We start from the raw sequence: 24,016 nt of genomic DNA, 5'->3' as shown, positions 1-24,016 counted from the left end.
CGAGGCAGAGTCTAGAGTCCCCGCGGGTCCACGCGCTGGGGCGCGCGAGGGTGGGCCGTACGCTGAGAGGTATGGCAGAGGCGAACAACACTCCCTATCCCTATGAGGCACCCGCGTCGCAGGGGCTTTTCGACCGTGCGGAAGCGGTGACGCCCGGTGGCGTGAACTCGCCCGTGCGCGCGTTCCGAGCCGTGGGCGGAACGCCCCGGTTCATGGTGTCCGGTAACGGTCCGTATCTCACCGATGCCGATGGCCGTGAGTATGTCGACCTCGTGTGCTCGTGGGGGCCGATGATCCTCGGCCATTCCCACCCCGAGGTCATCGCGGCCGTGCAGGAGGCCGTCTCGCGCGGCACCTCCTTCGGTACGCCGGGCGCGGGCGAGGTCGAGCTGGCCGAGGAGATCGTCCGGCGGATCGACCCCGTCGAGCAGGTGCGGCTCGTGTCCTCCGGGACGGAGGCGACCATGTCGGCGATCCGGCTCGCCCGCGGCTTCACGGGTCGGGCGAAGGTCATCAAGTTCGCCGGCTGCTACCACGGGCACGTCGACGCGCTGCTCGCCGCCGCGGGTTCCGGCGTCGCCACGCTGGGCCTGCCGGACACCCCGGGTGTCACGGGCGCGCAGGCCGGCGACACGATCGTGCTGCCGTACAACGACATCGAGGCCGTGCGCGCCGCGTTCGCCGCGCACCCCGGCGAGATCGCCTGCGTCATCACGGAGGCCTCGCCCGGCAACATGGGCGTCGTGCCGCCGAAGGCGGGCTTCAACCAGGGGCTCAAGGACGTGTGCGCCGAGAACGGCGCGCTGTACATCTCCGACGAGGTGATGACCGGCTTCCGTACGTCGAAGGCCGGCTGGTTCGGCGTCGACGGCGTCGTGCCCGACCTGTTGACGTTCGGCAAGGTCATGGGTGGTGGCTTCCCGGCCGCCGCGTTCGGTGGCCGCGCCGATGTCATGGCGCACCTCGCCCCGGCGGGCCCCGTCTACCAGGCGGGCACGCTGTCCGGTAACCCCGTCGCCACCGCCGCCGGTGTCGCCCAGCTGCGGCTGCTCGACGACGCCGCGTACGACAAGGTGAACGCGACCAGCGAGCAGCTGCGCGGCCTGGTGAGTGAGGCGCTCACCAAGGAGGGCGTCGCGCACCGCGTGCAGAACGCCACGAACATGTTCACCGTGTTCTTCACGGAGAACGAGGTGACCAACTACGAGGACGCGAAGGGGCAGGACGCCTTCCGCTTCGGTCCGTTCTTCCACTCGATGCTGGAGCAGGGCGTGTATCTGCCGCCGTCGGCCTTCGAGTCCTGGTTCGTCTCGACGGCCCACGACGAGCGGGCGATCGAGCGCATCGCGGCCGCGCTGCCCGCCGCCGCCCGCGCCGCCGCCGAGGCCACGGCATGAGCGCCCCGAAGTCGGGCGACGACATCACCGTCGTCCATCTGATGCGCCACGGCGAGGTGCACAACCCGGAGGGGATCCTGTACGGGCGCCTGCCCGACTACCACCTCTCCGAGCTGGGCCGGCGGATGGCCGACCGGGTCGCCGAGCACCTCTCGGCGCGTGACATCACGCACGTCGTGGCGTCCCCGCTGGACCGGGCGCAGGAGACGGCGACGCCGATCGCGAAGTCGCACGGCCTCGACCTGGACAGCGACGAGCGGCTCATCGAGGCGGGCAACGTCTTCCAGGGCAAGACCTTCGGCGTCGGCGACGGCGCGCTGAAGAACCCGGAGAACTGGAAGCACCTGGTCAACCCGTTCAAGCCGTCCTGGGGCGAGCCGTACATCGACCAGGTCGTGCGGATGATGGGTGCGCTCGACGCGGCGAAGGATGCAGCGCGCGGGCACGAGGCCGTGTGCGTCAGCCACCAGCTGCCCATCTGGATCGTGCGCAGTTACGTCGAGAAGCGGCGCCTGTGGCACGACCCGCGCAAGCGGCAGTGCACGCTCGCCTCGCTGACGACGTTCACGTACCAGGGCGACAAGATCGTGTCCGTGGGCTACACCGAGCCCGCCCGCGATCTCGTTCCCGCGCATCTCCTGGCGGGCGCGAAGCCCGTGAAGGGGAAGGACAAGGCCTTCGGGGCCTGATCCCGGGCAACGCATCGCCTGATCCCCCGGGCAACGACCACGCGAGACCACGCGAAAGGCCGCCGTCAACCCGGCGGCTTTTCGCGTACCCCTTCAATTCACCGCAAATCAGGACCGTTTACCGGAACCCGCGTGTTCCTCATGCCCTCTTCCGGGGCGCCCCTGTGAATGGGGCGGTGTGAGGAATGGGGACGACGGAATGCGGGACGTGAGTCGCAGGGGACTGCTCGGGCTCGGCGCGGGCGCGGCGAGCGGGGCGCTGCTCGCCGGATGCGGTACGGGCGGTGGCCGGAAGGTCGCTCCGGAGGGGCACGGCGGGGCCGGGGCGCGGGGGCGGACGCCCGACCGGCCGATCGGCGACGGCTCGACGGCGTACACCGGAAAGCAGCCGCGGCAGCCCGGCAGGCCCGAGCGGCTCGAACCCGGCCAGAAGCCGCCGCAGTTCGTGGTCTTCTCCTGGGACGGCGCGGGCGAGGTGGGCAACGGGCTCTTCCCGCGCTTCCTGAAGCTCGCCGAGGACCACGGCGCGCACATGACCTTCTTCCTCTCGGGCCTGTACCTGCTGCCCGAGTCGAAGAAGCGGCTCTACCGCCCGCCGAACAACCCCGTCGGCGCCTCCGACATCGGCTATCTGACCGACGCCCACATCAAGGAGACCCTGAAGTACGTCCGCCGCGCCTGGCTCGAAGGGCACGAGATCGGCACGCACTTCAACGGGCACTTCTGTGCGGGATCCGGCTCCGTCGCCAACTGGACGCCCGCGCAGTGGCGTGACGAGATCGACCAGGCGACGTCCTTCGTGAAGAAGTGGCGTACGAACACGGGCTGGAAGGACCTGCCCGCGCTGCCCTTCGACTACGACAAGGAACTCGTCGGCGGCCGCACGCCCTGTCTGCTCGGCCAGGAGAACCTGCTGCCCGCCGCCCGCGAACTCGGCTGGCGCTACGACGCGTCCTCGCCCGGCGGCGTCCAGCGCTGGCCGCACAAGCGGCTCGGGATCTGGGATCTGCCGCTGCAGGCCGTCCCGTTCCCCGGCCGGAGCTTCGAGGTCCTGTCGATGGACTACAACATGCTGGCCAACCAGTCCCTCAACTCCACGCGGGCGCCCGCCCACAACTACCCGGGCTGGCGCAAGCAGTCCGCACAGGCGTACATCCAGGGATTCAAGCGGGCATACGAGACGAACCGGGCACCGTTCTTCATCGGCAACCACTTCGAGGAGTGGAACGGCGGCATCTACATGGACGCCGTCGAGGACGCGCTGAAGCACATCGCGGCCACCGCGGAGACCCACCGTGACGTGCGGCTCGTCTCCTTCCGGCAGTTCGTCGACTGGCTCGACGCGCAGGACCCGGAAACGCTGGCGAAGCTGCGTACGCTCGATGTGGGACAACAGCCGTCCGAAGGCTGGCGCAAGTTCCTCGCAAACCCCTCCTGAAGTGGGATTTTCCCACCGCGAGGGGGGTGCGGAAGATCCCCTAAACAGACATGCGAAACTTTTCACATGAGTGCCGCCTCCCGCACCCCCCGCACCACCGCGACGAAGCGCCGCGCCGCCAAGCTGACCGTAGGAGCCGCCGTGGCGGCCCTCGCGCTGACGGCCTGCGGCTCCGGCGGTACGTCGGGCGGCGGCAACAACACCAACTTCGTCACCGGCTCCGGCGGCATCGCCACGGTCAAGAAGGGCGAGCGCCACGACGCCCCCTCCCTGACCGGCAAGGACCTCGAGGGCAAGCAGCTCGACATGTCCGACTACAAGGGCAAGGTCGTCGTCCTCAACGTCTGGGGCTCCTGGTGCCCGCCGTGTCGTGCGGAGGCGCCGAACTTCGTGAAGGTCGCCAAGGACACCGAGAAGCAGGGCGTCCAGTTCCTCGGCATCAACACCCGGGACACCAGCACCAACCCGGCCAAGAAGTTCGAAGAGAACTACGACGTCCCGTACCCGAGCTTCTACGACCCGACGGGCCGGCTCCTCCTCAAGTTCGAGAAGGGCACGCTCAACCCGCAGGCCATCCCCTCGACGATCGTCGTCGACCGCGAGGGGAAGATCGCCGCGCGTTCCCTCAAGCCACTCAGCGAGAAGGCCCTGCGCAAGATGGTCGCGCCGGTCGTCGCGGAGAAGTGAGCGAAGGTGAGCTCCTCCCTCGTCGCACTCGCCGCCGGTGACACCGTCACCGACGGTGCGCTCCTCCTGGCCGTGCCCGTGGCCCTCCTCGGCGGCCTGGTCTCCTTCTTCTCCCCGTGCGTGCTGCCCCTCGTACCCGGCTATCTGAGTTACGTGACCGGCATCACCGGCACCGATCTGATGGAGCAGCGGCGGGGCCGGATGGCGGCGGGCGCGAGCCTGTTCGTCCTCGGGTTCACCGCCGTCTTCGTCTCCGGCGGCGCCCTGTTCGGCTTCTTCGGCCAGACGCTCCAGGAGTACCAAGGAGTGCTGAGCAAGGTGCTCGGCGGCCTCATGATCGCCATGGGGATCTTCTTCATGGGCTTCATGCCCTGGATGACGCAGCGGGAGTTCCGCTTCCACAAGAAGCCCGCCGCCGGTCTGGCCGGAGCCCCGGTCCTCGGCGCGCTGTTCGGCATCGGCTGGACCCCCTGCATCGGCCCGACCCTCGCCTCCGTGATCGGCCTCTCCTCGGTGCAGAGCACCGCCGGCCGCGGGGCGATACTGACCATCGCGTACTGCCTCGGCCTCGGCGTGCCCTTCGTGCTCGCCGCGATCGCCTTCCGCAAGGCGCTCGGCGCGTTCGGCTGGGTCAAGCAGCACTACACGTGGGTGATGCGCATCGGCGGCATCATGATGATCCTGACCGGAGTTCTGCTGCTGACGGGTGCGTGGGACGCGCTCGTGGGGCAGATGCGGACCTGGTCCACCGGCTTCCAGGTGGGAATCTGATCCATGAGCAACACGACCGACGACGTACAGACCGGTGGCGATCCCACTGAGCTCGAAGCCGCGTCCCAGCTGAGCACGGCCCCCCAGGAGGACCGTGCGCCCAACCTGCCCCGGCTCGGTGTCCTCGGCTGGGTCCGCTGGTTCTGGCGGCAGCTCACCTCGATGCGGGTCGCGCTGATCCTGCTGTTCCTGCTCTCCCTCGGCGCCATCCCCGGCTCGCTGATCCCGCAGCAGGGCACGGACCCGACCAAGGTCGAGGACTTCCGCAAGGCGCACGACGTGCTCGCGCCGATCTACGACAAGATCGGCTTCTTCCACGTCTACAGCTCGGTGTGGTTCTCCGCGATCTACCTGCTGCTGTTCATCTCCCTCATCGGCTGCATCGTGCCGCGCACCTGGCAGTTCGTCGGGCAGCTGCGCGGCCGTCCGCCGGGCGCGCCCAAGCGGCTCACCCGGCTGCCCGCGTACGCGACGTGGCGCACCGATGCGGACCCCGAGCAGGTGCGCACCGCCGCCCTCGCGATGATGAAGAAGCGCCGCTACCGCGCGCACGTCGCCGGGACCGCGGTCGCGGCCGAGAAGGGCTATCTGCGCGAGGTCGGCAACCTCGTCTTCCACATCGCGCTGATCGTGATGCTGGTGTCCTTCGCCTGGGGCCAGCTGTTCAAGTTCGAGGGCGGCAAGCTCGTCACCGAGGGCGACGGGTTCGCCAACACGCTCACCCAGTACGACGACTTCAAGTCCGGCAACCTCTTCGACAGCGACCACGACCTGTCGCCGTTCAGCTTCACCCTCGACAAGTTCACGGCCACGTACGAGCGCACGGGACCCGAGAAGGGCACTCCGCGCACGTTCCGCGCGAACGTCAGCTACACCGAGGGCTCGGGCGACAAGACGAAGAAGGCCAAGATCGAGTCCAACCACCCGCTGGACATCGACGGCACCAAGATCTTCCTCAACGGGCACGGCTACGCGGTCCCCGTCACGGTCCGCGACGGCAAGGGCAAGGTCGTCTCGAAGCAGACCGTGCCGATGCTGCCGATCGACTCCAACATCTCCTCGCAGGGCGCCATCAAGGTGATGGACGGCTACAAGAACGCCAAGGGCAAGAAGGAACAGCTGGGCTTCGCCGCCTGGTTCGTGCCGACGTTCGCGGGCGCGGGCAAGGGCACGATGCTCTCCCAGTTCCCGGCGCTCGACTTCCCCGTCCTCGCGCTGAACGCGACGCACGGCGACCTCGGCGTCGACGCCGGCCTTCCGCAGAACGTGTACCAGCTGGACACCTCGCACATGAAGGCGTTCAAGGACTCCAAGGGCAAGGCGCTCAAGCAGCGGCTGCTGCCCGGCGAGACGATGAAGCTGCCGAACGGGGCGGGCTCCGTCACGTTCGACAAGGACATCAAGGAATGGGTCACCTTCCAGATCTCCCACCAGCCCGGTGACACCTGGGCACTGGGCGGCGCCATCGCCGCGATCGGCGGTCTGGCCGGCTCCCTGTTCATCCAGCGCCGCCGCGTCTGGGTGCGCGCCGTCGAAGGCGAGGACGGGGTGACCGTCGTCGAGATGGCGGGCCTCGGCCGCAGCGAGTCCGCGAAGCTGCCGGAGGAGCTGGGCTCCTTGGTCGAGCAGCTGCACAGCGAGGCGCCGAGCGCCCCCGAACCCACTGAAACCTCCGCATCAACCACCGCTGTTCCTGCCGCCGAAGGGGCTGAGAAGTGACTCTCGCCGCCGCAGTCAACGAGAACCTGGCTCACACCAGTAACGTCCTCATCTACTCGTCGATGGCCGTGTATCTGCTCGCGTTCTTCGCGAACATGGCCGAGTGGATCTTCGGTAGCCGCAGCAAGGTCGGCCGAACCGCCGCCGCGCTGACCGGCAAGGCCGAGACGAAGGCCGCCGCGCCCGCCGTCACGGTCAAGAAGGAGGGCGGCACCACCGTCCTGGAGCGGCCGCAGGTCGTCACGCGGGCCGCGGCCGGCGCGCGTGACGTGCCGGACGGCCCCGGCGCCGCCGGCGGTGACGCACAGGGCGACCTGTACGGGCGCATCGCCATCTCCCTCACGGCGCTCGGCTTCATCATCGAGTTCGGCGGCGTGCTCACGCGCGCGCTCTCGGTGGAGCGGGCCCCGTGGGGCAACATGTACGAGTTCAGCATCACGTTCTCCACCGTCGCGGTGGCGATCTACCTGGTGCTGCTGGCGCTGAAGAAGAACGTGCGCTGGCTCGGCCTGCCCCTGGTCATCACGGTCCTGCTCGACCTCGGTCTCGCCACCACCGTGCTGTACACGTCCAGCGACCAGCTGGTGCCGGCGCTGCACTCGTACTGGCTGTACATCCACGTCTCGACGGCGATCTTCTGCGGCGCGGTCTTCTACGTCGGCGCGGTCGGCACGATCCTGTACCTCTTCAAGGACTCCTACGAGAGCAAGCTCGCGGGCGGCGGCACCCCCGGCCGCTTCGCGACCTCCGTCATGGAGCGGCTGCCCGCCTCGCAGTCCCTGGACAAGTTCTCCTACCGCGTGAACGCGGCCGTCTTCCCGCTGTGGACGTTCACGATCATCGCGGGCGCCATCTGGGCGGGCGACGCGTGGGGCCGCTACTGGGGCTGGGACCCCAAGGAGACCTGGTCGTTCATCACCTGGGTCGCCTACGCGGCGTACCTGCACGCCCGCGCGACCGCCGGCTGGAAGGGCCGCAAGGCCGCCTACCTGGCGCTGATCGCGTTCGGCTGCTGGATCTTCAACTACTACGGCGTGAACATCTTCGTCACGGGCAAGCACTCGTACGCCGGGGTGTGAGCCGCATCGCTTCGTGAAAGGCCGGTCCTGCGGGGCCGGCCTTTCGCGTACGCGCGTCAGCCCACCGTGATGGCGTCGAGCTTTCCGCGCAGGTACGCGTGCGAGTCGACCGGCTCGTACGCGACGCGGCCCTTCGGGGCGGGGAGTGGTTCCACGGTCGTGCCGGGGTCGCACTCGTAGAAGTAGACGAGCGACATGAGCTCCTCGGCGGGCGCGTCCGCCGGTGGCGGCAGGACGCGGTGCCGGCCGGAGCGCCAGCGGTCGCCGGTCCAGCGGGCCATCAGGTCACCGATGTTGATCGTGAAGGCGTCCGGATCGTACGGCGCGTCCTCCCAGCCGCCCTCGTCCGTGAACACCTGGAGGCCGCCCTTCCCGGCCTGCCGGTCGAGGACCGTCACCGTGCCGAAGTCGGTGTGCGGGCCGATCCGGAACTGGCCGGGCTCCGGGGCGCCGACGACCTCCGTGCCCGGGTACCAGTTGATGTTGAAGCCCCAGGTGGGGTGCGCGGTGTGCCGGGTGAAGAAGTCGGCGGGCTCGTCGAGGGCGGCCGCGAGGAGTTCGAGGAGCCGGTCGGAGAGCGTCCGCATCTGTTCCAGGTACGTCTCCACGAGCGCGCGCAGCTGCGGCGACTCGGCCGGGAAGACGTTCTCGCCCGACCACTCGGCGCGCACCGCCGGGTCGTCGAAGGGCATCGCCGTGGCGAAGGACAGCGACTCCTTCAGGTCGGGCGGGGTCTCGGTGCCCTCGGCGTAGCCGTTGGCCTCGGCGCCGGGCCCGAGCCAGCCGCGGCCGCCGACCTGCACGCCGTACGGCTCCTTCACGGGCGCCGGCAGCCGGAAGAACCCGCGGGCCGCGTCCCGGATCCGGGTGCGCAGGGCCGGGTCGACGCCGTGCCCGGTGACCAGCAGGAACCCGGCGGTGCGCAGCGCGTCGTCCACGGTGGCGGCGATCGCGGCGCGGGCCTGCGGGTCGCCGGACAGCCAGGGCCGGAGGTCGATGGTCGGGATGCGCGGCGCGGCGCCGGGGGAAGCGGTCATGCGGTCCACTCTCGCGGCGCGGAAACACCGGGGCAACGTGCGGGGCGTACTGTCCCGGCCGTCCCCACCCCGACGGAATGTCCGCACGCGCGCGTGCCCACCGGGAGGCCAAGTGTCCGCTCTCACGCTCCGCGAGATCCTCCACCTCGATGTCGTCGGCGGCGCCGATCCCGAACTCCTCGCCGGAGAGGGCGGGTTGGACCGGCCCGTGCGCTGGGTCCATTCCAGTGAGGTGTACGAGGGCGCGGGCTTCCTGGACGGCGGGGAGCTGCTGCTGACGAACGGGTTCGCGTTCCTCGACGCCGACGGGGGCGCGCTACGCCGCTACGTACGGGAGTTGACGGCGCGCGGGGCGGTGGGCCTCGCCGTGGAGGTGGGCCGGGCCCTGGAACGTATGCCGTCCGAAGTGGTGGCAGCCGCACGGGAGTTGGGTTTCCCGCTGATCGCGTTGCGGCGCGTCGTGCCGTTCGTGCGGATCGCGGAGGCCGCCAACCGGGCCATCGTCACCCACGGGCTCACCGCCCGCCCCGCGGTGACCCTGCGGGGCGCCGACCACTCGGCCGCGCTGCTCGCAGACCTGGCCGACCGGCAGGCGCTCAACCAGCCGGAGGTGCAGGCGCGTTCGGCGCTCGCCGGGTTCCGGCCCGGGCCCGGGGCGCGGCTCGTCGGGGTCTCCGTGCACGGTCCGGCGGTGGCGGCCCGTGCGGCGGTCGACCGGGTGGCGGGGAGGGGCGCGCTGTGTGCCGCGTTCCCCGGTGATGTGCTCGCGCTGGTGGCGGCGCCGGCCGGCCGTGACGCGGTGCGCGGCGTCCTCGACGGCTTCCGGGCCGTGGCCGCGCCGGGGCTCACCGTGGCGGTCGGGCCCGCCGTCGCCGGGGGTGACGGGTGGCTGCGCTGGAGCGACACCCTGCGCACGGCCCGTACGACGCTGGAGCTGGCGCTGACCGTGCCGGCAGCCGAACCGGCGCTCGCCGAGGGGCCGTTGGTGACGTCCTCGCGGGCGCTCGCCCTGGAGCGGGAGCTGACCAGGGGCGGTGTGGAGGCCAACCGGGAGCGGCTGACGCGGCTCGTCGGCGACGTCCTCGGGCCGCTCCTGGAGTGGGAGGCCGTGCACGGCAGCGATCTCGTGCACACCCTTGAGGTGCATCTGCGGCACGGCTGCAGCCCCACGCGTACCGCCGCGCTCCTGCACATCGGACGGCAGTCCCTCTACCAGCGCCTCGAGCGCATCGAGTCGCTGCTCGGCGCCGAGGTCGGCGACCCGGAACTGCTCGGGGAGCTGCTCCAGGCGGCGTGCGCGGCGCGTGTCGTGGGGGCCGGGCGGGCCGGTCAGGGGGCCAGTGAGCGCCAGATCCTCTCCGACAGGACGCGCGCGGCCTGATCGAGATCGGTGTCGTGCGTCCCCGCGAGCCAGCCGCGCGCGAGGCCGACGACCGGGCCGAGCACCAGGGACTCGATGAGCGGTTCGGGCAGCGGGGCGATCGCGCCGGAGTCGATGTGCTGCCGCATCCATTCGGTGAGCGGCGAGAGCCGGGCCTCCTGTGTGTCGCGCAACTGGCGGGCCTGCGCCATCCCCAGCCGGTCCGCGTACGAGGAGTGCAACAGGCGGGAGGCGTCCGGGTGTTCACGGATGAAGCGCAAATACGTTTCGACGATCGCGCGGATACCCGAACGGGGTGTGCGGGAGCGGTCGAGGGCCCCGGTGAGTTCGCCCAGGAGCCGGCCGAGCCAGCGCAGCAACAGCGCCTGCATCAGCCCGTCGACGCTGCCGAAGTGGTGGTACAGGCTGCCCGGACTCGCTCCGCCCGTCCGTGTCAGGGAGCTGACGGTGACGCCCTGCTCGCCGGCGTCCGCGTAGACCCGCAGCGCGGCATCGAGGAGGCGGTCGACGGTTTCCGCGCCGCGCAGTTGCTTGGGGCTCATGACGACGACCAGCCTAAGGCACCTCCCCAGGGCTGTGTTTCTATAGTGAATTTCTAGAAATTCACTCCAGTTCAGTAAGGTGCTGAGCCACACTGATCCCCGTGTCGGACAACGCAGGGATCACCCTGGCCGGGCCGTCGAGCGGCACTGGGGACCGCTCGACGACCCGGCTTGTGGTCACTCCTCGGCCGACCCGGTGGTGAGGGCGCGGGTGCCGGAGGGGGACACCCGCGCCGCAATCACCCCACCCGCAGCCGGCCGGTGAACACTCGGCAAGCCGTCGCGTACACCACCGCGCTCACCACGAAGCCGACCAGGCACGTCACGTCGCCGAGCGAGGGCCAGTGTCGCGCCGCCCAGCCCGCGTACTGCTCCTGGTTCGAGAAGAGGGGGACGGAGATCGCGATGCCTGCCAACAGGGCTGTGAAGCCTGGCCAGTTGGAGAAGCCGGGGTTGCCGAGGCGGTCGGCGAGGTCGGTCTCGGGGGTGCGTCGTGAGCGCCATCGCTCCGTGAGTACCACGCCCAGCCAGGGGCCGATCCAGTACGCGATCACCAGCAGGAACGCCTCGTACGCGTGCCCCGCGTCGGAGAGTGACGACCACGCCGCCGCCGTGCCCGCGAGGCCCGTCAGGACGACCAGTGTGCTGCGGCCGAGCCACCGCGGAAGTCGCAGGCCGATGGAGGTGATCGACATGGAGGACGAGTAGATGTTGAGGGCGTTCGCCGAGATCGCGCCCAGGATGATCGCCACGAGCACCAAGTGGCCGAGCCAGGACGGGAGATGGCCGGTGAACGCGGCCGTGGGCGTCGCGTCCGCGGGTGCGGCGATCGTCGCCGACGCCGCGCCGGTCAGCGCCACGACCGAGACGGACAGGAACATCCCGAGCGCCGGGTACAGGACCGTGCGGAAGCGGTTCGCGGTGCGTGGCAGATAGCGCGAGTAGTCCGACGCGTTCGGGTTCCAGCCCGCCGCGTACCCCCACGCCGAGCTGAACGCGAGCAGGAAGCCGCCGATGCCGCCCCCGCCACCGGCCGCCGACAGGTCCGCCTCGCCGAACGTCCAGACGCCCGCCACCAGGAAGACGACGGCGAGCACCGGGAACGCGTATCGCTCGAAGGTGTGCACGAAGTTGTGCCCGATGAAGCCGATGACGATCTCGGCGGCGACGACCACGAGCAGCGAGGGCAGCGGCCGCAGACCGGTCAGCGTGTTCAGGGCGAACGCGGCGCTCACGCTGTTCACCGCGAACCAGCCGACGCCCGCCACCAGCGCGTTGACCCCCGCGGGCAGCGCGTTGCCGCGGAAGCCGAAGGCGAGGCGACCGATCGCCATCTGCGGCACGCCGAACCGCGGCCCGTCCAGCGACAGGATCCCCTGCGTCAGCGCGCCGAGCGCGGTGCCGAGCAGCAGGGCCGCGGCCGCCTGCCAGAAGCTGAGGCCGAAGAACAGTACGGAGATCACGCCGATGTAGACCGTCGCGAACTCGATGTTCGGCGAGGCCCAGGTCCACAGCAGCTGCCGTGGCCCGCCGTGCCGTTCGGCGTCGGGGATCGGCTCCGCCCCGGCCGTCTCCACGGCGACGATCTTGTCGCCGTAGGCGGGAGGGGATGGGGACGTGCTGGTGGGAGCGGTGCCCGGGGCGGTCGTCATGCCCCCTGAGTGTCCGGGTGCGGAGCCATCCCGCACAGGGGCGCACTGTCCGCTTCAGGGGGCGCGACAGCGTACAACTTGTACGCGCCCTGGACCGTCACGCGCGCCCTACGCGGTCACGCGCCTTTCACTGCCGACGGCTCATTCGCCGATGTCCTCGTTCCACAGCTGCGGCTTCGCCGCGATGAACTCCTCCATCATGGCGACGCACTCGGGGTCGTCGAGCAGCACGATCTCGACGCCGTGCTCGGCGAGCCAGTCGTGCCCGCCGTGGAAGGTGCGCGCCTCGCCGACCACCACACGCGAGATCCCGAACTGCCGCACCAGACCCGAGCAGTACCAGCAGGGGCTGAGCGTGGTCACCATCGTGGTGCCCTTGTACGTGCGCTGCCGCCCGGCGTTGCGGAACGCGTCGGTCTCGCCGTGCGAGGACGGGTCGGCGTCCTGCACGCGCCGGTTGTGGCCGCGGCCGAGGAGCTCGCCGTCGGCGGAGTACAGGGCCCCGCCGATCGGGATGCCGCCCTCGGCGAGACCGGTCCTCGCCTCCTCCACGGCGGTGGCGAGCCAGGTGCGGGCGAGGTCGAGATCCATGGTGCTCATTCGTCCTTTTTGTCGTCGTCCCTCAGGGACCGCAGGAATTCGGGGTTGTCGTCGGGCGCGACGAACTTCGTGCTGCCGCCGCCCGCGGGCGCGCGGCGCGGCCTGCCCACCACCAGCCAGGCGATCGGTCCGAGCAGGACCTCGCCGAACAGCAGGATGATGATGACCCACACCACCTTGGGCAGCTTGCGCACCTCTTTTTCCGGGGTGTTCAGGCAGTCGATGAACGTGTAGATCCAGAGCGCGAGGACCAGCAGGAAGGGCAAGTAGCGCAGCATGGTGTCGCGATCCCCCAAGGAACGGAACGGGGCGTACTGGGCCCCCGGTGACTCGGCCAGGTTAACGGTTGCCCGATACTGGAACGCATGGCTTACGACGATCTTCGCTCCCTGCTCAGGGCTCTGGAGCGCGAAGGCGACCTGAAGCGCATCAAGGCCGAGGTCGACCCGTACTTGGAGGTCGGTGAGATCGTCGACCGGGTGAACAAGGCCGGCGGCCCCGCCCTCCTCTTCGAGAACGTGAAGGGCGCGTCGATGCCCCTCGCGATGAACGTGTACGGCACCGACCGGCGCCTCCTCAAGGCGCTCGGCCTCAAGTCGTACGACGACATCAGCGACAAGATCGGCGGGCTGCTGAAGCCGGAGCTGCCGCAGGGCTTCGTCGGCATCCGCGAGGCGTTCGGCAAGCTCGGCGCGATGACGCACGTACCGCCGAAGAAGGTGAAGTCGGACGCGGCCCCCGTGCAGGAGGTCGTGCTGCGGGGCGAGGACGTCGACCTCGACAAGCTGCCGGCGCTGTTCACCTGGCCGGAGGACGGCGGCTCCTTCTTCAACCTGGGGCTCACCCACACCAAGGACCCCGAGACGGGCATCCGCAACCTCGGGCTCTACCGCCTGCAGCGCCACGACAAGCGCACCATCGGCATGCACTGGCAGATCCACAAGGACAGCCGGAACCACTACCAGGTGGCCGCCAAGCGGGGCGAGAAGCTGCCCGTCGCCATCGCCTTCGGCTGCCCGCCCGCGGTCACGTACGCGTCGACGGCGCCGCTGCCCGGTGACATGGACGAGTACATGCTCGCCGGGTTCATCCAGGGCAAGCGTGTCGAGATGGTCGACTGCAAGACGGTGCCGCTGCAGGTCCCGGCCAACGCCGAGGTCGTCATCGAGGGCTGGCTGGAGCCGGGCGAGATGCTCCCGGAGGGCCCCTTCGGGGACCACACGGGCTTCTACACGCCGCAGGAGCCGTTCCCGGCCCTCAAGATCGACTGCGTGACGATGCGGAAGCGCCCGCTGCTCCAGTCGATCGTGGTGGGCCGCCCGCCGACGGAGGACGGCCCGCTGGGCCGCGCCACGGAGAGGTTCTTCCTCCCCCTCCTCAAGGTGATCGTCCCGGACATCGTGGACTACCACCTGCCGGAGTCCGGCGGCTTCCACAACTGCGCGATCGTCTCGATCGACAAGAAGTACCCGAAGCACGCCCAGAAGGTGATGAGCGCGATCTGGGGCGCGCACATGATGTCGCTGACGAAGCTCATCGTCGTCGTCGACTCCGATTGCGACGTCCACGATCTTCATGAAGTCTCGTGGCGCGCGCTCGGGAACACGGACTACGCCCGTGACCTGACCGTGGCCGAGGGGCCGGTCGACCACCTCGACCACGCCTCGTACCAGCAGTTCTGGGGCGGCAAGGCAGGCATCGACGCGACGAAGAAGTGGCCCGAGGAGGGCTACACGAGGGACGGAGGCTGGCCCGAGATGGTCGTCTCCGACCCCCGTACGGCGGCCCTCGTGGACCGCCGTTGGAAGGAGTACGGACTCTCGTGACCAGCGCTTCAGCAGCAATCCCGCAGCAGCCGGGACGGACCAAGGCGTTTCTGCGCCTGGTCATGATCGAGCACTCGGTCTTCGCGCTGCCCTTCGCCTACATCGCGGCCCTCACGGCGATGTTCCAGCTGGACGAGAACATCCACTGGGGCCGCCTCCTCCTGGTCACCATCTGCATGGTGGGCCTGCGGACGTTCGCGATGGCGGCGAACCGGATCATCGACCGCGAGATCGACGCCCGTAACCCGCGCACCGCGCACCGCGAACTGGTGACGGGCGCGGTGTCGGTGAAGTCGGCCTGGACCGGCGCGCTGATCGCCCTGGTCGTCTTCCTGGCCTCGGCGGCGCTCCTGAACCCGCTCTGCCTGGCGCTCGCGCCCATCGCGGTGATCCCGATGGTCGTCTACCCGTACGGCAAGCGGTTCACGAACTTCCCGCAGGCGATCCTGGGCCTCGCCCAGGCGATGGGCCCGATCGGCGCGTGGATCGCGATCACGGGCGAGTGGTCCTGGACGGCCGTCATCCTCGGTCTCGCGGTCGGCATCTGGATCGGCGGCTTCGACCTGATCTACGCCTGCCAGGACGTGGAGACGGACCGCGAGGTCGGCGTGAAGTCGGTCCCGGCGCGCTTCGGCATCCCCGGGGCGATCTGGGGCGCGCGCGTCTGCCACACCCTCACGACGGCCCTGTTCGTCTGGTACGCCCTGGCCACCGACGCCGGCACCTTCTTCTGGGTCGGCCTCGTGATCGTCGCGGGCGCCTTCCTCTACGAGCACTCGATCGTGAAGCCCCACGACCTCTCCCGCCTGAACCGGGCCTTCTTCCAGGTCAACGGCTTCATCGGCATCGCACTCTTCGTGTGCGCCCTGCTCGACCTGCTGGTGCGGGGGCTGACGGTCTAGGACCGGCCCTTGGTCCGGCCCTGGACCGATGGGCGGCGGCGGAACACGAACGCCGCCGCCACACCCGCGGCAAGGCCGATCAGGTGGCCCTGCCAGCTCACGCCGTCGCTCGTGGGGGAGAGGCCGGCCAGGAATGTTGTGCCCCAGTACGCGGCTATGAGCACGCCGACGACGATGCCGAAGGGGCGGCGTTCCACGAAGCCGGACAGGACGACGAAGGCGAACAGGCCGAATATCAGGCCCGAGGCGCCCGCGGTGTTCGTGTGGGACGGGGCCACCAGCCACACCCCGAGGCCGTCCGCGACGACGATCAGGGCGCACGCCAGGAAGAAGCGGCGCAGTCCGCCGAGCGCCGCGACGAAGCCGAGGACCAGCAGCGGTATCGAGTTCGCCGCGACGTGCGCGAAGCCGAAGTGGATGAAGGACGCCGGGACGACGTCGATCAACTCGGAGGGCTCGCGCGGCTGAATGCCGAAGGTGTCCAGGGCGTTGCCCGATGCCACGTCGACCACTTCGAGGAGCCAGAGCAGGGCCACCCAGACGAGCATCACCTTGCCCGCCGTCAGTGCCCGCTCACGCCTCGGCCGCCGCAGGACCGCCGCCCGGCCCGATCCGTCGTCGTATGTCATCCCAGCCCCCGCCCGTCATGGAAAGAACGCTCGCCGCCCCTGCTCAAGTTCCCCCGCCGGGCCGCCGGATAGGCTCGTGGTGTGGAGCACGTCAAAGCAAGCAGCCGCAAGCCCTGGGTCGTCGGGGTGTCCGGAGCGTCGGGTACCCCGTACGCCGCCTCCGTGCTGCGCGCCCTGCTCGCGGCGGGCGAAGCCGTCGACCTCGTCGTCTCGCGGGCCTCACGGCTCACGCTGCTCGACGAGACGGGGATCCCGCTGCGGGACGCGCACTGGCGCGAGGACCTGGCCCAGTGGCTGGCGCGCGGCGCCGACGGCAAGCCGGACACGTTCGGCGACATCGGGCTCGACGACGTGCGGTACTGGCCCGCCGGTGATCTCGCGGCCGGTCCTTCCTCCGGCTCGTACCCGGTCAAGGGCATGATCATCGTGCCCGCCTCGACGGCGTGCGTGGCCGGTGTCGCGCTCGGGCTCTCGAAGGATCTGCTGCAGCGCGCGGCGAGTGTGACGCTCAAGGAGCGTCGGCCGCTGATCGTCGCCGTACGGGAGACGCCGCTGAACGGGCAGACGCTCAAGCACCTGGTGGCGCTCGACGAGGCGGGCGCCGTGGTGCTGCCCGCGTCCCCGGCCTTCTACGCGGGGGCGACGCACATCCAGGACCTCGTGGACTTCGTCGCGGGACGGACGCTGGACGCGGCGGGTGTGCCGCACACGCTGTACCGCCGCTGGGAGGGCGAGCTCGGGGGAGGCTCCCGTGCAGCCGAGTGACGCCGTTCCCCGTACGTGAGGGGGCTCCGTCGCCCCGAGTGAAGAACTTTGGATTTTGCGGGGATTAACCCTAGCGCGCCTTCGTTTCTGTGCATAAGCTCGCGTCAACGCTGAACAATGAAAGGCATTGGACCTTATGGACGCCGTGGACAGGCAGCTCATCCAGGCCCTGCGCGAGAACGGCCGCGCCTCGTATGCGGAGTTGGGCCGGCTCGTCGGCCTGTCCGGACCCAGCGTCACGGACCGCATCAACCGCCTCGAGGCGGCCGGCGTGATCACCGGCTACCGCGCCACCGTCGACTCCGCCTCGCTCGGCCTCGGTGTCACCGCCCTCATCGGCATCTCGCTCTCCGACGCGGCCGACCACGAGGACGTGGCGCACCGCCTGCGCGACCTGCACGAGATCGAGGACTGCTGGTTCATCGCGGGCGACGACTCGTACATGCTGAAGGTCCGCGCGGGTGACGTGGACAGCCTGGAGCGCACGATCCGGCGCCTGAGCGGCACGAAGGGCGTGTCCCGGACGCGTACCACGATCATTCTTTCCACCAAGTGGGAGAACCGGGTGGGGGAGCTTCCCGAAGAGGCGTGAGCCCCGGGGCGTACGGTGGGCTGGTCTGTTGAGTTGAGGGAAGGTACGGGCATGGACGCAGGGCTCAAGCGCGAGCTGGAGCAGAAGGTCAGGGACGGTGAGCGGCTGTCCCGCGAGGATGGCATCGCGCTCTACGAGTCGGACGACCTGGCCTGGCTCGGCGGCCTCGCCCATGAGGTGCGGACGCGTAAGAACGGCGACGTCGTGCACTTCAACGTCAACCGTCACCTGAACATGACGAACGTCTGCACCGCCTCCTGCGCCTACTGCTCCTTCCAGCGCAAGCCCGGCGAGAAGGACGCCTACACGATGCGCATCGAGGAGGCCGTCAAGCTCGCCCAGGCGATGGAGTCGGAGAACCTCACGGAACTCCACATCGTCAACGGGCTGCACCCGAACCTGCCGTGGCGCTACTACCCGCGTTCGCTCAAGGCCCTCAAGGAGGCGCTGCCGAACGTCGGGCTCAAGGCCTTCACCGCCACCGAGATCCATCACTTCGAGAAGATCTCCGGGATGAGCGCCAGTGAGATTCTTGACGAGCTGATCGAGGCGGGTCTGGAGTCGCTGACCGGTGGCGGCGCCGAGATCTTCGACTGGGAGATCCGGCAGCACATCGTCGACCACGACACCCACTGGGAGGACTGGTCGCGAATCCACCGCCTCGCGCACGAGAAGGGTCTCAAGACCCCCTCGACGATGCTGTACGGGCACATCGAGGAGCCCCGGCACCGCGTCGACCACGTGCTGCGGCTGCGTGAACTGCAGGACGAGACCGGCGGCTTCCAGGTCTTCATCCCGCTGCGCTACCAGCACGACTTCGTCGACATGAAGGACGGCAAGGTCCGCAACAAGCTGCAGGCGCGGACGACCATGGCCACGGGCGCCGAGGCGCTGAAGACCTTCGCCGTGTCGCGGCTGCTGTTCGACAACGTGCCGCACGTGAAGTGCTTCTGGGTCATGCACGGGCTGCAGACCACGCAGCTCGCGCTCCAGCACGGGGCGGACGACATGGACGGCTCGGTCGTCGAGTACAAGATCACGCATGACGCGGACAACTACGGGACGCCGAGCAAGATGACGCGGGAGGATCTGCTCGATCTGATCCGTGACGCGGGGTTCCGGCCGGTTGAGCGGAACACACGGTACGAGATCATTCGGGAGTACGAGGGGGCGGATCCGGGGCGGCGGGATGCGCCGCAGCCGATGCGGGTGTGAGTTTTACGGGTCCCGGTTCCGCCGGGGCCCGTTTTCGTTGCGGCCTCCCGTGACACGGTCGCGGGGCTCTGCCCCGGACCCCGCTGCTCAATCGCCGCAGGGGCTTGAAAGCTGCTCAATCGCCGCAGGGGCTCTCATTGAATCGCCGCAGCCGCTCTAATTGAGCGGCAGCATCATGTGGACGTCGTCCCTGTCGTCGCCCAAGGCCACGCGTATCGCGCCCGGGACGCGGCCGACCTCCTTGTAGTCGCAGGCCGCGTAGAAGGCGTCCGCGCCCGTGCCGCCGCGGCAGGTGAGGCGGAGGGCCTCGATGCCCTCGAAGGTGCGGGCGACCTCGGCGGCGGCCGACATCAGGGCGCGGCCGTAGCCCTTGCCCTGGTGCGCGGGGTGGACCATCACCGTGTAGAGCCACAAGTGGTGCTTCATCAGGCGGTGTTGGTTGTACGCGAGGAAGGCCGTCGCCGCGACCCGGCCGTGCTCGTCGCGGCCCACGAGGAGCCGGGTCCGGCCCTCGGCGAGGTCCGCGAGGCGCTTGACCAGCTCCGGGCGTATGTCCTCGGGCGTGACCGGCGGGACGAAGCCGACCGCGCCGCCCGCGTTCGTCACGTCAGACCACAGGGTGAGGAGCCCGTCGCGCAGATCGGGGTCGACCGCCGGGTCGAGTTCGAAGGTGAGGGGAGGTGTGGTGCGCATGGGCCCGAGCGTAACCAGAGGCGAGGTCGTGACGTTCGGACGTCCGTATCGGGACCTTCGACCGTAGGGACGGGCTAAGCACCGGGCGTAGCTTGTGAATGTATTCACGAGCACGAGCGGACGCACCGCGAGGTGCACAAGGAAGAAGGCAACGGCCATGGCCCTCCACGCATCGGACAGTCCCGCCCGACACGGCGCCACGGGCGCCCCGCGCCGAGGGGCCGGCAGCCAGGACGACGTCGTCGTCCGCGCGCCCGCCGCCCGCGGCGTCCTCGCCGCGTCCCGCGTACTCGTCGGCTTCTACTTCCTGTGGGCCTTCCTGGACAAGACCTTCGGCTTCGGGAAGGCGACGCCCTCCAGCGGCAGCTGGCTGAACGGCGGCAGCCCCACCGAGGGCTTCCTGCTGCACGGTACGACCGGCCCCTTCGCCCACATGTTTGACTCCGTGGCCGGAGCCTGGTGGCTCGACCTGGTCTTCATGCTCGGCCTGCTCGGCGTCGGCCTCGCCATGATCCTCGGCATCGGTATGCGGATCGCGGCCGCCGCGGGCACGCTGATGATGGCCTTCATGTGGCTCGTCACGCTGTGGCCCGACAGCAACGCGTTCATGGACGACCACTGGATGATCGCCCTCGTCCTGCTGATCACCGCGGCGACCGGCGCCGGCCGGTACTACGGCCTCGGCGCGGTCTGGGCCCAGCTGCCCTCCGTCCGCAAGAACCGGTGGCTGATCTGACGCCACGAGCCCCCGCTGAAATCGGACGCCCCTCCCCGTGCTTCACTGGAGGGGCGCTCGTCCTGTAAGGGCACCATTTCGGAACGGAAGAGTGGATTGACATGCTCCGCTACACGCTGATGCGGCTCGGGATCTTCGTGGGCTGCTTCCTCGTCGTCTGGGGTCTCGTCGCCACCGGCATCGTGCCCGCTGGCATCGGCGGCTCCTACTGGATGTGGATCGCGCTGCTCGGCCTGGTGATCTCCGCCCCCATCAGCTACGTCGTGCTGCGCGGCGAGCGGGACCGCGCCTCCAAGAAGGTCGTCGCCCGCGTGGATCGCGCCAAGGCGAACATGGCGGCCAACCGCTCCATGGAGGACGAGGCGGACGACGCCGCCCGCACCCGCGCCCACACGCAGGAGGCGTGAGCGCGCCCCTGCTTCTGTAGGGCCCACTTCTGTAGGGCCCGCGTAAGCTTCCTCACAGTCAGTACGACCCCGGCACCGGATCAGGTGCCGGGGTCGCCTGCATTTTCAAGGTAAATACCGCTTTGGGCCCGTACGGGCACCTCATCTGCCCCAAAGAAGCCCTTTGATGTTCTCAAAGTTGCGGTGTTAACGTTCCTGTCATGAAGACATCAGTTGCGCCTCGAACCGCCATGAGCATCGCGCTCGTGGAGCGCCTGCATGTCGATCTCTGCCGCTGCATGTCCGCGGCCTGTCGCGTCTGATCGCGCAAGTTTCGACTTCTTTGGCCGAAGCGATGCAGCGGCGTCGTTGACCTCGTACCACGGTCGCCGCTCCTGAATGCCCCTGACTTGTCCCCGCGTGTCATCACTGGAGTGCCTCCGTGTCCGCGAACACCCCCGCTGCCGAACAGAAGTCCGGCTTCCGAATACCCAAGATCCCGTTCTGGGCGCAGATCCTCGGCGGTCTCGTCCTGGGTGTGCTGCTCGGCTGGCTGGCCCGCAGCCAGGACATCTCCTGGCTCGTCACCACCCTGCAGAAGGTCGGCGACACCTTCATCCAGCTCCTGAAGCTGGCCGTCGCCCCGCTGGTCTTCTTCGCGATCCTGGTGTCCATCACCAACCTTCGTAAGGTCAACAACGCCGCCCGGCTCGCCTCGCGCACGCTGATCTGGTTCATGGTCACGTCGCTGATCGCGGTCGTCATCGGCCTCGCCATCGGGCTGCTCACCAACCCGGGCGCCGGCACGGGCCTGACCCCGAAGGACGGCGCCAAGCCGGAAGAGGCCGGTTCCTGGATCGACTTCCTCACCGGCATCATCCCGACGGACATCATCACGCCGTTCACCGAGCTGAACGTGCTGCAGATCGTCTTCATGGCCGCCGTCGCCGGCATCGCCATCCTGAAGGTCGGCGAGAAGGCCCAGCCGATCCTGACGCTGTCCGAGTCGGTCCTCGAGCTGCTCCAGAAGGCCCTGTGGTGGGTCATCAAGCTCGCCCCGATCGGCACCATCGGCCTCATCGGCAACGCCATCGCCACGTACGGCTGGAACCTGATCAGCAAGTACGCGACGTTCACCGCCGACATCTACGTCGGTTGCGCCCTGGTCCTCTTCGGCGTCTACCCGCTGCTGCTCGCCACGGTCGCGAAGCTCAGCCCGCTGCAGTTCTTCAAGGGCGCCTGGCCCGCGATCCAGCTGGCCTTCGTCTCGCGTTCGTCGGTCGGCACGATGCCGCTGACGCAGCGGGTCACCGAGCGCCTCGGCGTCCCGAAGGAGTACGCCTCCTTCTCCGTGCCGTTCGGCTCGACGACCAAGATGGACGGTTGCGCCTCGATCTACCCGGCGATCGCCGCGATCTTCGTCGCGCAGATCTTCGGCATCGACCTCAACGTCGGTGACTACCTGCTCATCGCCTTCGTGTCGGTGATCGGTTCCGCCGCCACCGCCGGTCTGACGGGCGCCACGGTCATGCTGACGCTGACCCTGTCGACGCTCGGCCTGCCGATGGAGGGCGTCGGCCTGCTCCTCGCGATCGACCCGATCCTGGACATGATGAGGACGGCGACGAACGTTGCGGGTCAGGCCCTTGTTCCGGTGATCGTCTCCGCCCGCGAGAAGATCCTCGACCGTGACGCGTACGACTCCGCGACGTCCTCCCCGGTGGACGAGCCGCAGGAGGTGGCCGTGCCGGCCGCCGCCTGACGTCCCCCAGGCTCGTCCCACACGAAGTCCCGCCATTCCGGTTCCCCGGGGGGCGGGATTTCGTGCGTTTGCGGTTGGTGGGGGTGGGGTCGGGGGCGCGGGGCCGGGGGTGTGCCGGGACGGCGCCTGGGGTGTTGGGGCGTGGTGCCGGGGGTGGCGCGTGGGTTATCGGGGCGGGGCGCCGCCTGGGGACATCGGCGTGCGGTGCCGGGGTTTTCGGGTGCCGGGTGCCGGGTGCCGGGCGCGGCGGGATCCGTTCTGCTTGGGCGGGGCCGTGCTTTCTTCGGCTGGGTCGGTGCTCGCCTATCTCCCTCCCACCCGCCCCCTCCGGGGGCTTCGGCGCCCCGGGGCGGGTGGTTTGTTGTGCGGCGCCGAGGGGCGGCTGGGCTGTGCCGGGGCGGGACCTGTGTTCTGGTGGCGCGGCGTTGTGCCTGGTCGGCTGCGTCGGGGCTGGGCCATCTCCCGCCCGACACCGTCGGGGATTTCGGCACCCCGGGTGGGCGGTTCTGTTGTGCGGGGGCGGGCGCGGGGCCGGGGCCTTTGCCGGGGTTGGCGCGCGTGCGATGGGTGTGGGGTGCCGTGCTTGATCCGGCTGGGCTGCTGGTGCCCGGTCATCTCCCACCTGCCCGTCCCTCCGGGAGCTTTGGTCTGGCTCGGGGGCCGGTCGTCGTTGCGCACGGGGGGGGCGAGGCCTGTGGTGATGGGTGTGTGGCACTCGGTCCTGGAGCCTTGCCGGGGTGGGCGCCGAGGCGAGTGGTGCGGGGTGCCGTGTTTCCTTCGGCTGGGCTGGTGCCCGGTCAGCTCCCTCCCGCCCGCCCCCTCCGAGGGCTTTGGCCCGTCCAGGGGGCCGGCCGCTGTGGCGGGGCGGGGGCGTTGTGGGTGCGCTGCGCCCGACCGGACCTTCTGCCGGGGTCGGCGCTTGTGGAGACGGGTGCGCGGCATCGGGGTTCGACGCTGTGCCGGGGCGCGCCTGTGGTGATGCGCGCGGCGCCGGGGGCCGGGGTATTTGCCGGGGCGGGGCCTGCGGTGAGGGGTGCGCAGCACCGGGGTGCCGCCTTGCCCACCCTGCCGCCCCAGGCGGCAGATTGCCCAAGGCGGCGACGGCCGATCGCAAAGGGTGGGGAGCCGTGCTTGCGGCGGATTGCCCAGGGCGGTGGCGGTTGACCGCAATGGGTGGGGACCCGTGCCAGGCGGCAGATTGCCCAAGGCACGTGCGGTCGACCGTTAGGGGGGGCGGAGTCGTGGTGGGCGGGGTTGCCGAAGGTGGTGGCGTCGGCCGGTAGGGGTGGGGAGCCGTGGTTGGTGGGGGTTGCTGAAGGCGGTGGTGGCTTCGACCGCTAGGGGGAAGCCGTCGTTGGCGGGGGTTGCCCCCTAGCGGGGGTCCGTGTCGGCGGCCATGGGTGGGGAGCCGTTGCGGGTGGTGGGTTGCCCGGGTGTGGGCCGGCGCGGGCCAAGCTTGGTGGTGGGTGGTTCGGTCCCTACCGGGCGGGGGTCGGGAGGGGGTGGCCCCCCCCGTGA

At 69.8% G+C, this 24,016-nt stretch carries 22 protein-coding genes and 1 pseudogene; 16 read left to right on the top strand and 7 right to left on the bottom strand.

The features are described 5' to 3' along the window. The first annotated feature begins 71 nt into the window (after positions 1 to 71). The 7 genes from hemL (at position 72) to ccsB (ending at position 7,780) form a co-directional block, all read left to right on the top strand. Entirely contained in the window at positions 72 to 1,397 is a 1,326-nt protein-coding gene (gene hemL / locus ACYSUO_RS40450; protein WP_461781198.1) for a glutamate-1-semialdehyde 2,1-aminomutase, read from the top strand. After that, the gene (locus tag ACYSUO_RS40445) at positions 1,394 to 2,086 is read left to right on the top strand and encodes a histidine phosphatase family protein (protein WP_426902100.1); all 693 of its coding nucleotides are present in this window, start codon (positions 1,394 to 1,396) and stop codon (positions 2,084 to 2,086) included. Before hemL ends, ACYSUO_RS40445 begins: the two co-directional genes overlap by 4 nt. Before the next feature lie 199 nt (positions 2,087 to 2,285). Further along, positions 2,286 to 3,524 (top strand): polysaccharide deacetylase family protein, encoded by a 1,239-nt coding sequence (locus ACYSUO_RS40440; RefSeq protein ID WP_461781197.1) that lies wholly within the window; start codon positions 2,286 to 2,288, stop codon positions 3,522 to 3,524. Between the two features lie 66 nt (positions 3,525 to 3,590). Then, positions 3,591 to 4,211: a TlpA family protein disulfide reductase gene (locus tag ACYSUO_RS40435; RefSeq protein WP_461781196.1), complete on the top strand. Its 621-nt coding sequence runs from the start codon at positions 3,591 to 3,593 to the stop codon at positions 4,209 to 4,211. Positions 4,212 to 4,217: 6 nt separating this feature from the next. Continuing rightward, on the top strand, positions 4,218 to 4,982 hold the full coding sequence (locus ACYSUO_RS40430) for a cytochrome c biogenesis CcdA family protein (RefSeq protein WP_461781195.1): 765 nt from the start codon (positions 4,218 to 4,220) through the stop codon (positions 4,980 to 4,982). Positions 4,983 to 4,985: 3 nt separating this feature from the next. Then, a complete protein-coding gene (gene resB / locus ACYSUO_RS40425) occupies positions 4,986 to 6,701 on the top strand; it encodes a cytochrome c biogenesis protein ResB (protein WP_461781194.1) in 1,716 nt (571 codons plus the stop codon). After that, positions 6,698 to 7,780: a c-type cytochrome biogenesis protein CcsB gene (gene ccsB, locus ACYSUO_RS40420; protein ID WP_461781193.1), complete on the top strand. Its 1,083-nt coding sequence runs from the start codon at positions 6,698 to 6,700 to the stop codon at positions 7,778 to 7,780. Before resB ends, ccsB begins: the two co-directional genes overlap by 4 nt. 56 nt (positions 7,781 to 7,836) lie before the next feature. Here ccsB and ACYSUO_RS40415 read toward each other — a convergent pair whose 3' ends face one another. Next, entirely contained in the window at positions 7,837 to 8,817 is a 981-nt protein-coding gene (locus ACYSUO_RS40415) for an isopenicillin N synthase family dioxygenase (RefSeq protein WP_461781192.1), read from the bottom strand. Between the two features lie 112 nt (positions 8,818 to 8,929). Here ACYSUO_RS40415 and ACYSUO_RS40410 point away from each other — a divergent pair, with 112 nt between their 5' ends. Next, positions 8,930 to 10,198, top strand: a complete 1,269-nt coding sequence (locus ACYSUO_RS40410; RefSeq protein WP_461781191.1) for a PucR family transcriptional regulator — start codon at positions 8,930 to 8,932, stop codon at positions 10,196 to 10,198. Here the strand turns inward: ACYSUO_RS40410 and ACYSUO_RS40405 are convergent. The 4 genes and pseudogenes from ACYSUO_RS40405 to ACYSUO_RS40390 all read right to left on the bottom strand — a co-directional run. After that, entirely contained in the window at positions 10,147 to 10,740 is a 594-nt protein-coding gene (locus ACYSUO_RS40405) for a TetR/AcrR family transcriptional regulator (RefSeq protein ID WP_461781190.1), read from the bottom strand. The genes ACYSUO_RS40410 and ACYSUO_RS40405 overlap by 52 nt on opposite strands. A 239-nt stretch (positions 10,741 to 10,979) precedes the next feature. Beyond that, positions 10,980 to 12,392, bottom strand: coding sequence for a purine-cytosine permease family protein (locus ACYSUO_RS40400; protein WP_461781189.1), 1,413 nt, complete (start codon positions 12,390 to 12,392; stop codon positions 10,980 to 10,982). A gap of 141 nt (positions 12,393 to 12,533) precedes the next feature. After that, positions 12,534 to 12,983, bottom strand: coding sequence for a nucleoside deaminase (locus tag ACYSUO_RS40395; RefSeq protein ID WP_461781209.1), 450 nt, complete (start codon positions 12,981 to 12,983; stop codon positions 12,534 to 12,536). A gap of 8 nt (positions 12,984 to 12,991) precedes the next feature. Further along, positions 12,992 to 13,270, bottom strand: a pseudogene (locus ACYSUO_RS40390) (PLD nuclease N-terminal domain-containing protein); the annotation flags it as partial. An 87-nt stretch (positions 13,271 to 13,357) separates the two neighbouring features. Here ACYSUO_RS40390 and ACYSUO_RS40385 point away from each other — a divergent pair. Both ACYSUO_RS40385 and mqnP read left to right on the top strand, forming a co-directional pair. Then, entirely contained in the window at positions 13,358 to 14,818 is a 1,461-nt protein-coding gene (locus ACYSUO_RS40385; protein ID WP_426902078.1) for a menaquinone biosynthesis decarboxylase, read from the top strand. Continuing rightward, positions 14,815 to 15,720 (top strand): menaquinone biosynthesis prenyltransferase MqnP, encoded by a 906-nt coding sequence (mqnP, locus tag ACYSUO_RS40380; RefSeq protein WP_266712840.1) that lies wholly within the window; start codon positions 14,815 to 14,817, stop codon positions 15,718 to 15,720. Before ACYSUO_RS40385 ends, mqnP begins: the two co-directional genes overlap by 4 nt. Here mqnP and ACYSUO_RS40375 read toward each other — a convergent pair. After that, complete coding sequence (locus ACYSUO_RS40375) at positions 15,717 to 16,349, bottom strand: rhomboid family intramembrane serine protease (protein ID WP_461781188.1); 633 nt, start codon at positions 16,347 to 16,349, stop codon at positions 15,717 to 15,719. The two genes, mqnP and ACYSUO_RS40375, sit on opposite strands and share 4 nt — an antisense overlap. An 81-nt stretch (positions 16,350 to 16,430) precedes the next feature. Here ACYSUO_RS40375 and ACYSUO_RS40370 point away from each other — a divergent pair, with 81 nt between their 5' ends. From ACYSUO_RS40370 to mqnE, 3 genes are all read left to right on the top strand, one after another. Continuing rightward, on the top strand, positions 16,431 to 17,114 hold the full coding sequence (locus ACYSUO_RS40370) for a UbiX family flavin prenyltransferase (RefSeq protein WP_461781187.1): 684 nt from the start codon (positions 16,431 to 16,433) through the stop codon (positions 17,112 to 17,114). 136 nt (positions 17,115 to 17,250) lie between these two features. Continuing rightward, complete coding sequence (locus ACYSUO_RS40365) at positions 17,251 to 17,706, top strand: Lrp/AsnC family transcriptional regulator (protein ID WP_422408774.1); 456 nt, start codon at positions 17,251 to 17,253, stop codon at positions 17,704 to 17,706. Between the two features lie 51 nt (positions 17,707 to 17,757). After that, positions 17,758 to 18,921 carry an aminofutalosine synthase MqnE gene (mqnE, locus tag ACYSUO_RS40360; RefSeq protein ID WP_461781186.1) on the top strand — a complete coding sequence of 388 codons (1,164 nt, stop codon included), beginning with the start codon at positions 17,758 to 17,760 and terminating at the stop codon, positions 18,919 to 18,921. Positions 18,922 to 19,077: 156 nt separating this feature from the next. Here mqnE and ACYSUO_RS40355 read toward each other — a convergent pair whose 3' ends face one another. After that, positions 19,078 to 19,614 (bottom strand): GNAT family N-acetyltransferase, encoded by a 537-nt coding sequence (locus ACYSUO_RS40355; RefSeq protein WP_461781185.1) that lies wholly within the window; start codon positions 19,612 to 19,614, stop codon positions 19,078 to 19,080. A gap of 157 nt (positions 19,615 to 19,771) precedes the next feature. On the opposite strand from ACYSUO_RS40355, the gene ACYSUO_RS40350 reads away from it, so the two are divergent. The 3 genes from ACYSUO_RS40350 (at position 19,772) to ACYSUO_RS40340 (ending at position 22,498) form a co-directional block, all read left to right on the top strand. Beyond that, positions 19,772 to 20,350 carry a DoxX family protein gene (locus ACYSUO_RS40350; protein WP_461781184.1) on the top strand — a complete coding sequence of 193 codons (579 nt, stop codon included), beginning with the start codon at positions 19,772 to 19,774 and terminating at the stop codon, positions 20,348 to 20,350. A 101-nt stretch (positions 20,351 to 20,451) separates the two neighbouring features. After that, the gene (locus ACYSUO_RS40345; protein WP_461781183.1) at positions 20,452 to 20,757 is read left to right on the top strand and encodes a DUF4229 domain-containing protein; all 306 of its coding nucleotides are present in this window, start codon (positions 20,452 to 20,454) and stop codon (positions 20,755 to 20,757) included. Positions 20,758 to 21,178: 421 nt separating this feature from the next. Continuing rightward, on the top strand, positions 21,179 to 22,498 hold the full coding sequence (locus tag ACYSUO_RS40340) for a dicarboxylate/amino acid:cation symporter (protein ID WP_461781182.1): 1,320 nt from the start codon (positions 21,179 to 21,181) through the stop codon (positions 22,496 to 22,498). Positions 22,499 to 24,016 lie beyond the last annotated feature (1,518 nt).

The organism is Streptomyces sp. UC4497, assembly GCF_054871485.1.
The sequence above is the reverse complement of the archived record's forward strand: the minus strand, read 5'-3'. Positions and strand labels throughout refer to the sequence as shown.